The 9629-nt window shown below is 65.0% G+C and carries 11 protein-coding genes; 5 read left to right on the forward strand and 6 right to left on the reverse strand.

Going from position 1 to position 9629, the window contains the following annotated elements:
- Positions 1-156 precede the first annotated feature (156 nt).
- Together hisC and A3840_RS01045 are read left to right on the forward strand one after the other, a co-directional pair.
- Positions 157-1251 carry a histidinol-phosphate transaminase gene (gene hisC, locus A3840_RS01040; protein ID WP_082903553.1) on the forward strand — a complete coding sequence of 365 codons (1095 nt, stop codon included), beginning with the start codon at positions 157-159 and terminating at the stop codon, positions 1249-1251.
- Positions 1248-2219 (forward strand): prephenate/arogenate dehydrogenase family protein, encoded by a 972-nt coding sequence (locus A3840_RS01045; protein ID WP_067450578.1) that lies wholly within the window; start codon positions 1248-1250, stop codon positions 2217-2219. Before hisC ends, A3840_RS01045 begins: the two co-directional genes overlap by 4 nt.
- 12 nt (positions 2220-2231) lie before the next feature.
- Here A3840_RS01045 and A3840_RS01050 read toward each other — a convergent pair whose 3' ends face one another.
- Positions 2232-3203 (reverse strand): DUF2125 domain-containing protein, encoded by a 972-nt coding sequence (locus tag A3840_RS01050; RefSeq protein WP_067450581.1) that lies wholly within the window; start codon positions 3201-3203, stop codon positions 2232-2234.
- Between the two features lie 148 nt (positions 3204-3351).
- Here A3840_RS01050 and A3840_RS01055 point away from each other — a divergent pair, with 148 nt between their 5' ends.
- Positions 3352-3909 (forward strand): gamma-glutamylcyclotransferase, encoded by a 558-nt coding sequence (locus A3840_RS01055; protein ID WP_109442252.1) that lies wholly within the window; start codon positions 3352-3354, stop codon positions 3907-3909.
- Here the strand turns inward: A3840_RS01055 and A3840_RS01060 are convergent.
- From A3840_RS01060 to A3840_RS01075, 4 genes are all read right to left on the reverse strand, one after another.
- Positions 3897-4253 carry a hypothetical protein gene (locus A3840_RS01060; protein ID WP_067450584.1) on the reverse strand — a complete coding sequence of 119 codons (357 nt, stop codon included), beginning with the start codon at positions 4251-4253 and terminating at the stop codon, positions 3897-3899. The two genes, A3840_RS01055 and A3840_RS01060, sit on opposite strands and share 13 nt — an antisense overlap.
- Before the next feature lie 109 nt (positions 4254-4362).
- Positions 4363-5175 carry a lysophospholipid acyltransferase family protein gene (locus tag A3840_RS01065; protein ID WP_067450586.1) on the reverse strand — a complete coding sequence of 271 codons (813 nt, stop codon included), beginning with the start codon at positions 5173-5175 and terminating at the stop codon, positions 4363-4365.
- 69 nt (positions 5176-5244) lie between these two features.
- Positions 5245-6174, reverse strand: coding sequence for a cell division protein FtsX (locus A3840_RS01070; RefSeq protein WP_067450589.1), 930 nt, complete (start codon positions 6172-6174; stop codon positions 5245-5247).
- Positions 6167-6829, reverse strand: a complete 663-nt coding sequence (locus A3840_RS01075; protein ID WP_067450592.1) for a cell division ATP-binding protein FtsE — start codon at positions 6827-6829, stop codon at positions 6167-6169. The genes A3840_RS01070 and A3840_RS01075 overlap by 8 nt, the downstream gene beginning before the upstream one ends.
- Before the next feature lie 201 nt (positions 6830-7030).
- On the opposite strand from A3840_RS01075, the gene A3840_RS01080 reads away from it, so the two are divergent.
- Both A3840_RS01080 and A3840_RS01085 read left to right on the forward strand, forming a co-directional pair.
- A complete protein-coding gene (locus A3840_RS01080; RefSeq protein ID WP_067450595.1) occupies positions 7031-7888 on the forward strand; it encodes a zinc-ribbon domain-containing protein in 858 nt (285 codons plus the stop codon).
- A 10-nt stretch (positions 7889-7898) separates the two neighbouring features.
- Complete coding sequence (locus tag A3840_RS01085; RefSeq protein WP_067450598.1) at positions 7899-8306, forward strand: response regulator; 408 nt, start codon at positions 7899-7901, stop codon at positions 8304-8306.
- Here the strand turns inward: A3840_RS01085 and lysA are convergent, their stop codons facing one another.
- Complete coding sequence (gene lysA / locus A3840_RS01090; protein WP_067450601.1) at positions 8307-9566, reverse strand: diaminopimelate decarboxylase; 1260 nt, start codon at positions 9564-9566, stop codon at positions 8307-8309.
- Positions 9567-9629: the final 63 nt, after the last annotated feature.

Raw genomic sequence — 9629 nt, forward strand, 5'->3', positions numbered from 1 at the left:
GAGGCGGAATCCGCCTCGGGGCTTCCATCGACGTTTCAAACCCGGAGGTTTTTATGCCGTCCGGCGAAAGGGCCTGCCTGCCGCATAGAAGTTTTGCCTTTCCCCGCCGCTTTCACTATGGTCCGCGCGGCTTTTCCGCCTTCCATGAAGACCGTCATGTCCGACCTGATCCGCCCCATTCCCCAGCCCGGCATTCTCGATATCGCGCCCTATCTGCCGGGCAAGTCCGGCAAGCCGGGCAGCCAGACCGTCAAGCTTTCGGCCAATGAATCCCCGCTCGGCGCCAGCCCCAAGGCGCTGGCGGCCATGCTCGAAGCGGCGGCGCATCTGGAGATTTACCCCGAAGGCTCCTCCCGCGTGTTGCGCGAAGCGCTGGGCGAGGTGCATGGCGTGGACCCCGCTGCCATCGTCTGCGGCAATGGCTCGGACGACCTTCTGCACCTTTTGGCGCAGATCTATCTCGGCGAGGGCGACGAGGCGGTGATGAACCGCTACGGTTTCTCGGTCTATCCGATCATCACCAAGGCGGCCGGCGCGCGGATCGTCATGGTCGACGAGCCCGATTACCGGGCCGATGTCGATGCCCTGCTCGCTGCCGTCACCGAGCGCACCAAAGTGATCTGGCTCGCCAATCCCAACAATCCCACCGGCACCTATCTGCCGGAGGCCGAGCTGCGGCGCCTGCATGCCGGGCTGCGTCCCGATATCCTTCTGGTCATCGACAGCGCCTATGCCGAATATGTCACCGCCGATGATTACTCGGTCGGGCTCGACCTGGTGCGCGCGCAGCAGAACGTGGTCATGGTGCGCACCTTCTCCAAGATGGGGCTGGCCGCCGCCCGCATCGGCTGGATGGTGGGTCCCGATCATGTGGTGGATGCCGTGCACCGCATCCGCGGGCCGTTCAACGTCAACCTGCCGGCGCAGATGGCCGGCGCGGCGGCGGCCCGGGATGTCGCCTTCACCGAGAAGCTCAGGGCGCATAACGCGCAATGGCGCGATTGGCTGAGCGCGGAATTGTCCGGCAATCGCCTGCGCGTCCTGCCCAGCCAGGCCAATTTCATCCTGGTCCTGTTCGAAAGCCCCGAGATCGCCGCCCGTGCCTTCACCACCCTGCTCGATGCCGGCTATGTGGTGCGCGAAACCGGGCCCTCCTACGGCATCGACAACGGCCTGCGCATTTCCATCGGCTCCGAACAGGCGATGCGCGCGGTGGCCCGGGTGCTCAAATCCATGGATGAAGCCCAATGAGTCCCCATTTTCGCAAGCTGGCGCTGATCGGTATCGGCCTTATCGGATCCTCCATTGCGCTGGCGGCGCGCCGGCAGGGCTTGGTGGAGGTCATTTCCATCGCCACCCGGCGCCAGGAAACGCTCGATGAAGCGCGGGAATTGGGCCTGGGCGATATCTATACGCTCGACGCCGCCGAGGCGGTGCGCGGCGCCGACCTGGTCATCCTCTGCGCCCCGGTCGGGGCCTATGGCGCCCTGGCGGCCGCCATCGCCCCGGCCCTGGAGCCCGGCGCCATCCTGTCCGATGTCGGCTCCGTCAAGGAACATGTGGTCAAGGTCGTGGGGCCCCACGTGCCCGCCGGCGTCCATTTCATTCCCGGCCATCCCATTGCCGGCACCGAGCATTCGGGGCCCGCGGCGGGCTTTGCGGAATTGTTCGCCGGCCGCTGGTGCGTGCTGACGCCGGGGCCGGACGTGCCGCAGGCGGCCACCGACAGGCTGGTCGGCTTCTGGCAGGCCATGGGCTCGATGGTGGAATGCATGGATGCGGCCCATCACGACATGGTGCTGGCCATTACCAGCCATATTCCGCATCTGGTCGCCTATAATATCGTGGGCACGGTCGCCGACCTGGAAGCGGACACCAAGTCGGAAGTGATCAAGTTTTCCGCCTCGGGCTTCCGCGACTTCACCCGCATCGCCGCCTCCGACCCGGTCATGTGGCGCGACGTCTTCCTCACCAATCGCGACGCGGTGCTGGAAATGCTCGGCCGGTTCCTCGAGGATTTGTCCGTGCTGCAGCGGGCGGTACGCACCGGCGACGGCCCGGCGCTGGAGAACTTGTTCACCCGCACCCGCGCCATCCGCCGCTCGATCATCAATGCCGGCCAGGAAACCGAGGCGCCCGATTTCGGTCGCCCGCATGATGCTCCGCCCGCCCCCGACATGCCCTTCATCCGCGAGCATGGCGGCGGGGACGACGCCTGAGGCCGCAAAGCCTCAGAACAGTGGCGGCACCGCGGTGATGGGCACCAGGCCCGAGGACATGCCGCCGCCGGCGAAATTGAGCTGGTTGTGATGCCGGCCATTCTCGCCCGGCACGCCCAGCACCAGGGTGCGCCAGGGCTCCTCGATCAGGGGCCCGATCCGTTCGGCGACGCCGAGCGAGTCCACGCTGATCGACCCGGTGGGATAGCCCTGCTGGTCCAGGCCCAGTTCGCCGCTGGCATTGAGATCGGCACTGCCGTCATCGGCGCGAATGGCGGCAAGGCGCAACTTACCCCCGGCCTGCTGCCAATCGGCTAGAATGGGCATTGCCCCCCAATTGCGGATATCGTCGGGCAGCCGGGTGATTTCGGCCTCGATTTCCGCATTGGTGGGAGCCAGTTCGATGGCGGGCGCTTCCACATCCCGCGCCCGCGCGAACAGCGCCAGCCCGGCCCGGCCCGCCGCGCTGTCATGCTGTTCGGGCATGTCGAGCAGGTGGAATTCGGCATGGGGGCTGCGGGCGATGAGGGAATTGCCGAACAGATTGTCGGTCCAGGCGAAATCATTGCCGATGACGGAGATGCGGGCGATGCGCCAGTTCTCGAAGCGCAGGCTGGCCTCCATATCGGCCCAGGACACCTGCTGGCGCAGGCCGGTAAAGGCGTCGGAAATGCGCGCCGGCCCATTGGCGGAGCCCAGGATATGATTGGGTCGATAGACCATGACGCTGGCCCGGAAGGAGGGCAATTCGACCAGCACGTCGCCCGAAACCACCGCCACGCCCAGGCATTCGAGATCGAGGCGGAAGGGGAAGCCGCCGATGACCAGGTTCTGGCAGCTCAATTGCGGGGCGCTGTCACCATCCGCCAGCGCCAGGGCCTCGACCTGCTGGCGCAATTGGCCTGCCGCGAAATACCAGGCGCCGGTCCAGGCCAGCACGATGAACAGCACGATGGCGCCGAGAATGATGATTCGCTTCTTCATGGCTTCTTCTTATCGCCGCTGCTGGCCGGTCAGAAGCGGGTTTTCAAACTGTCGGCGGATTGCGACTTATTCGAGATGCGCAGAACGGTCCGGTTTTCCTTGCATCCGGCGCCGGCTCGGGCAGGCTGGGTTTGATTTGGATATGACGATGACGCAGGCAATGGCGAGCAACAGCGAAACATATTGGGTCTTCGGCTACGGATCGCTGATCTGGAATCCGGGCTTTGCCTTTATCGACGCGCAATTGGGCGTGCTCCATGGCGCCCATCGATCCCTCTCGATCATCTCGCACCATTATCGTGGCACGCCGGAAAATCCGGGACTGGTGTTCGGCCTGGTTCGCGGCGGGTCCTGCCGCGGCATGGTTTTCGAGGTCGAGGGAAAAAACTGGCCACAGGTTCTGGCCTATCTGCAGGCCCGCGAATTGGTGACCTCGGTCTATCGGGAAGTGGCGCGGCCGGTCAGCCTGGCGGATGGGCGACGGGTTTCCGCCCTGACCTATATGGTGGACGAAAGCCATGCCCAATATACGGGCCCGCTCAGCCTCGACCGGCAATTGGCCATGGTCCGCGCCGGAGTGGGCATTGCCGGGCCGAATGTGGATTATGTGCTCAATACTGCCCGGCATCTCGAGCAATTGGGCATCCGCGATCGCACGCTCATGGCGCTGGCGCGGGCCCTTCAGGCCGATGATTATGCCGCTTGAGCGGTATGCGAGGTGAAGGCGGCGGGCATGGCGTCTTCAAGATCCCAGATGGCGGCGAGCCGATCCTCAGGGGCATCGAGCCTGAAGGCCTGCGTGGCGCAATCGAGCGCCAGCCGAAACCGCACCCGGCTGGCCGGGTCGGCGATCAGGTCCTGGGCGGAGCCGACCCAGAGCACATGATTGCCCTTGGCCACCACATAGAGGTCGTCCTCGCGCATGACGAAGGAATCGAGGCGCTCGGCGTGAAGCCGGTAATGGCGTCCGGAGCCCCCCTGCCAGTCCATGGACCAGCCGGCCCGTCCGCCAGCCCCCTGCACTCCGTTCCCGACCGACACCATATCCATCCCCTGCTTGTCCAGAGAGGAACAAAAATAGAACAAACTCGACGCAGCGTCAAGCTCATATCCATGCGATGTCTACATGTATGATTTCGTTCGGCAGAAACGTCAATATCTAGTGGTTCTGGCGATGATGCAGGCGTTCGATCCGTTCGGCCAGGCGGGCATCGATCGGGCGCTCCAGGCCCTGCGTCACGGCATCAAGCGCCAGGCGATCGGATTCGGCTTCGATAACGGCCTTGAGCCTTTCGATGAACACGGCCGGGGCCAGGCCCGGCTCGATGGCGGGCAGGAACCGCGCCTTGGCGAGACCCGGCCAGATGATCGGGCTGTTGCGTCCCCAATAGAGTCCCGAATCGAGCGCCACCGGCACGACGGGCACACCAAGCGCGCTATAGAGGCGCACGATGCCCTGGCGATAATCCGGCTCGGCCAGCGGCGCCCGGCGGGTGCCTTCGGGATAGATGACGATGCGGCATCCCCGCCCGATGGCGGCGCGGGCCTGGGCAATCATTTCGGGAATGGCCTGCGCGCCCTTTTGCCGGTCGATCTCGATGCAATCCAGCGACCGCGCGGCCCAGCCGAAGAAGGGGATGCGCATCAATTCCTTCTTGGCGATATAGGCCGGACGCCCCGTATGCGGGAAGATGGCGAAGATGTCCCAGTCGGATTGATGCTTGGAGGCGATGATGCAACCGCCGGGCGGGATGTTTTCGTCGCCCTCGGCCTGGGTGCGCATGCCGGTCAGGAACCGCAATATCCGCACATTGGACCAGCACCAATAGCGGGCAATGGCCCAGCCGAACGGCGTGCGCCCCGCCAGAATGCCGACCGTGCCGGCGAGTATGGCCAGGACGATCGTCTGGCCGATGAAGACCACATAGAAGATCGCCGTGCGGATCGCCTGGATGGCGGTCTTGAATGGCATGATGTCCCCCGCGCCTTGCGCTTTGCCACCTTCTCTAGCGATGCGCGGAACGCCTGGCGAGGAAATTGGTCACGAGGCCTCGCTGAGATAGCGGCGCACGGTGACGCGCGAGGTGATCGCGGTCAGCGCGGCGATAACCGGAATGACCAGCGCGATACCGAAAATTCCATCCCAGCCGAGCAGGAACTGGCCGAACAGCACGCCGACCTGGGCCGTCGCCTCGGTGGGGAGCACGCTGCCGGCGGCCGCGCCGATCAGGGCGAAGAACAGAATGGCCAGAACCGTACCCAAAAGCCCGCCCTGCAAGCCGATGGAGAGAAAGCGCCCCTGGAATTCACCGGCGATGAAACGATTGGAGGCGCCGATGAAATGCAGGACGTCGACGATTTCCCGGTTGGAGGCCATGGCGCCGCGAGTGGCGAAGATGATGGCCAGCACGGTGGCCACCCCGATCAGGCTCAGGACCAAGAGGCCCGACAGCACCATGGTGCCGGCCATGGTGTTGAGCTGCTGCCGCCAGGCGGCGTGGGTATCCAGGCTCGCCCCGCGCACCGCTTGCAGATTGCGCTGCAATTGCTCGATATCGGCTTCGACCGGATCGGCCAATTGCACCACGATCAGCCGGGGAATGGCGATGGCCGACAGGTCGAGACCGGCGCCCAGCCAGGGGGCGAGCAGCGCCTGGCTTTCTTCCAGCGTCAGGGCGCGCGCGCCCGCTACGCCGGGCGTCGACTGCGCCAGCGACACGGCGGTCCGCAGATTGCTGTCCATGACCTCGCCCTCGACCGGCCGGATCTGGATGGTCAACTCGCGGCCGACATCGGCCGACCAGGCAATCGCCGATTTCTGCACCAGCATCACCCCGCCCAGCGTCACCGCCGAAAGGAAGGCCATGATGGTGATGAGCAGCAACAGCGTGCGCCCGGCAACGCTCTTCTCGGGGACGATGGGCGCGGCGCCGCCGCGGCGCGGCAGCAGGGAAAGCGCTTGCCTAATCATGAATGGTCAATTCCCCCTTGTTGAGCACCATGCGCGGATAGGGGAAGCGGTCGAGCAGGGGCAGTTCATGCGTGGCCAGGATGATGGTCATGCCCAGGGTGCGGTTGAGTTCGGCGAAGAGATGCACGAGCCGGCTCGACAGCTCCGGATCGACATTGCCGGTCGGCTCGTCCGCGAGGAGGATTCTGGGCCGGGCGATGACGGCCCGCGCAATGGCGGCGCGCTGCTTTTCGCCGCCCGAGAGCAAGGTGGGCAAGGCATGCATGCGTTCGCCCAGCCCCACCCATTCGAGCAGCTCGGTCACATTGGGCCTGTATTCGCTTTCCGGCTGGCCCAGAACCCGCAGGGGCAGAGCGACGTTCTCGAACGTGGTCAGATGGTCGAGCAGACGGAATTCCTGGAAGACGATCCCGATATGCCGGCGCATCTGCAGAAGGCGGTCCTGGTCGAGATTGCCGACATCCTCGCCGAACATGGTGACCCGGCCCCGGCTGGGCTTCAGCGACAGCAGCAGCAGCCGCAACAGGCTGGTCTTGCCGGAACCGGAGGGGCCGGTGAGGAAGTGGAACGACCCCGGCTCGATGGCAAAGGTGAGGTCCTTGAGGATTTCGGGACCATTGCCATAGCGCAGGCCCACATCGGAAAACTCGATCAAAAAGGTCTGCTCCCCATTGGTCCGGCAGCGTTGCGAGGGCGAATCAGCATCGGCGCATCATAGCAGCGACGGGGCCGGCCTGTGGCATGCCAAGCCTTTGGGCCGAGGAAAGCTGCACAATTTTGATATCGCTGCGGTTTGAGGAGTTTTAACCCCCCGACGATAAGTTCGCCCACAGCCCGGAAACCGACCAAGCGTCTGATGATCATTACCTGCCCGCATTGTCAGACCAAATATCAGGTGACCTACGAGGCCATCGGATCGGCCGGTCGCAAGGTGCAATGCGCGCATTGCCATCAGGCCTGGGACCAGCACCCGCTGAGCGCCGACCTGCCGCCCCCGCCCGATGCCGACCAGGCATTTTCGGCCATGGCCGAGGATCAGCTCGACGAGGCCATGGCCAGCGAGGAAAAATCCTTCGCCGTCGAAGCGGCGCTGAACCGCGCCTCGCAAGCCGGCGCCGCCGCCTTGCCGGGACTCAATGCCGCGGAAATGAAAAAGCGCCAGGCCGATTTCAGCAGAAGGCGCAATGCCATGATCTCCCGGTTGCCCCTGGCGCGCGTGCGCCGCGCGGCGCGGGTCCTTGGCATGGTCGGGCTCGTCGCCCTGCTCAGTACCGCCTATTTCGGACGCGTGCACATCGTCGATCGCTATCCCGATCTGGCCGGGCTCTATGCTGCCATGGGCATGGGGGTGAATGTGGTGGGACTCGAATTTTCCAACCTCGAAACGCTCAAGACCCTGTCGGGCGGCAATGACGTGCTGATGGTCTCGGCCCAGATCGTGGGATTGACCGCCGAGCCGGTCCGCGTGCCCCCGGTGGTGGTGAGCCTGCTCGACGCCGATGGCCATGCCGTCTACGAATGGAGCGTCACGCCCCGGGTGCGCGACCTGATGGCGGGGGAACGCGCCACCTTCGATACGCGCCTCTCGCTGCCGCCCAGCGAGGCGATGCGGGTGCGGCTCAGCTTCGCCGGCGGCAACGGCGTCCAGACCGAACGCAGCGGATCCGCAGACGCCGGGCAGGCGTCGGCGCCCGCTCCGATAGAACACCAATAGGAGAGAGCCCATGGCCCGCATCCTCGTTGCCGAAGATGATCCTTCGGTCCGCGCTTTTGTCGTCAGTGCCCTCACCATGAAGGGCTATGATGTCGTGGCCGAGGAAGATGGCGGCCTGGCCGCGGAAACCGCCGATGCGGAGGACGGCCAGTTCGACCTGCTGCTCTCCGACATCAAGATGCCGGTGATGGACGGGATCGCGCTCGCGCTCCATGTCGGCGCCCGCTACCCGGACCTGACCATCCTGCTGATGACCGGCTTTGCCGATCAGCGCGAGCGGGCCCATGGGCTCGATGCGCTGATCTACGACGTCATCCCCAAGCCCTTCAGCCTGGCCGATCTCCTGGCCAAAGTGGACGACGCGCTGCACGGGCGCCCCGTGGAAGTGGTGTCGCTCGGCCGGCAGACCCTGCAATAATCAGAGCCAGTCGGGCACGCTGTCCAGCGCGATCAGCTCCTCGAGCGATTTGCGCGGGCGAATGACGTGCCAGCGCGCCCCATCGACCAGAACTTCGGGGATCAGCGGCCGGGAATTGTAGGTGGAAGCCATGACGGCCCCATAGGCGCCGGCGCTGATGATTGCCAGGAGATCGCCTTCCTTGACGCCGGGAATGGTGCGGCCCCGGGCCAGGTAATCGCCGGTTTCGCAGACCGGCCCGACAATGTCGCCGGTGATCGGGGGCAGGTTGGACTGGTTGACCAGTTCGATATCGTGATGGGCTTCGTAGAGCGTGGGGCGGATCAGATCGTTCATCGCCGCATCGACGATGATGAAATTGCTGGTCCCCTCCTTCACATATTCGACCTTGGTGACGAGGATGCCCGCATTGCCGACCAGCAGGCGCCCGGGCTCGATCACCAGCGAGCAGCCGAGCCGCCCCACCTTGTCGCGCACGACGGCGGCATAGGCGTCGGGATGCGGCGGCGCTTCCTGGTCGTGATTATAGGGAATGCCGAGGCCACCGCCGACATCGACATGCTCGATGCTGTGGCCATCGGCGCGCAGGGCCGTCACCAGTTCGGCCATCAGCGAAAAGGCATTGCCGAACGGTTCGAGATCGGTGATCTGGCTGCCGATATGCATGTCCACGCCCACCGCCTCGACATGCGGCAGCTCGGCGATGCGGCGATAGACCTCGCGCGCCCGCTTATAGGAAATGCCGAACTTGTTCTCGGACTTGCCGGTGGAAATCTTGGCATGGGTGCGGGCATCGACATCGGGATTGATGCGCACCGAGACATGGGCGGTCCGGCCCATATCGGCGGCGACCATGGAGAGCCGCTCGAGCTCGGGCTCGCTTTCCACGTTGAAGCACTTGATGCCCGCTTCCAGGCCCCGGCGCATTTCCGCGACCGTCTTGGCGACGCCGGAAAAGACGATCTTTTCCGGCGCGATCCCGGCGGCCAGCGCCCGCTCCAGCTCGCCCAGCGAGACCACGTCGGCCCCGCAGCCTTCCGAGGCCATGAGCTTGAGCACGGCCTGGTTGGAATTGGCCTTCATGGCATAGGCGAGCAGGGTCGGAATGCCCTCGAAAGCCGCCTTCACCACCCGGACATGACGGCGCAAAGTGGCGCTGGAATAGACGTAAAAAGGGGTGCCGACATCGCGCGCGAGGTCGTTGAGATTGACGTCTTCGGCAAAAAGCACGCCGTCGCGCTGCTGGAAGTGGTGGACCACGATAAATGCCCCGCTGGATCGTCGCGCCCAGGATATCACCTGTCTCTTATACACATCTGACGC

Source organism: Devosia elaeis, assembly GCF_001650025.1.
Classification (GTDB): domain Bacteria; phylum Pseudomonadota; class Alphaproteobacteria; order Rhizobiales; family Devosiaceae; genus Devosia; species Devosia elaeis.